The 584-nt window shown below is 60.8% G+C and carries 1 protein-coding gene; it reads left to right on the top strand.

Features of this window, described 5'->3' with window-relative positions:
• Nucleotides 1-515: hypothetical protein (locus EN879_RS38155; protein WP_127274822.1), on the top strand; the 515-nt coding region annotated here is incomplete at its 5' end.
• Nucleotides 516-584: the final 69 nt, after the last annotated feature.

Raw genomic sequence — 584 nt, 5'->3', positions numbered from 1 at the left:
CCCCTCAGGATGCGCCCCCCGCCCCAACGACGAAACAAGCCCGCCTCGATCAGCTGTTCAGCGACTTGAAACGCGAACGCAACGAAAAGGCGGCGGAGCGCATCGCCGGCAACATCTGGAGCGAGTGGTCGCAATCCGGCAGCGCCTCGATCGACCTGATGATGCAATGGTCGCAAAAAGCCGTCGAGGGCCAGAAGTTCGACGTCGCGCTCGATTTCCTCGACCAGGTGGTGACTTTGCAGCCTACTTATGCCGAGGGCTGGAACCGGCGCGCCACCGTCCATTTCATGATGAAGAACTACGGCAAGTCGATGTCCGACATCGACCATACGCTGCAGCTCGAGCCGCGCCATTTCGGTGCGCTGTCCGGCCTGGCGCAGATCATGGCGTTGACCGGCCACAAGCAATCGGCGCTCGAGGCCTGGCAAAAGGTGCTGGCCATCTATCCGATGATGCGCAGCGCCCAGGACCAGGTCGGCACGATTTCGGAGGAACTTGCCGGTGAAGGCATTTGATTGCTCTAGGGGAGTAAGGGAATAGGGCAGTAAGACAGTAGGGGCAGATCGCACCTGCGGAACACACAC

This window comes from Mesorhizobium sp. M7A.F.Ca.AU.002.02.1.1 (assembly GCF_003998535.1).
Taxonomy (GTDB): domain Bacteria; phylum Pseudomonadota; class Alphaproteobacteria; order Rhizobiales; family Rhizobiaceae; genus Mesorhizobium; species Mesorhizobium ciceri.
Note: the sequence above shows the minus strand (reverse complement) of the source record. Positions and strands in the feature narration are given on the sequence as shown.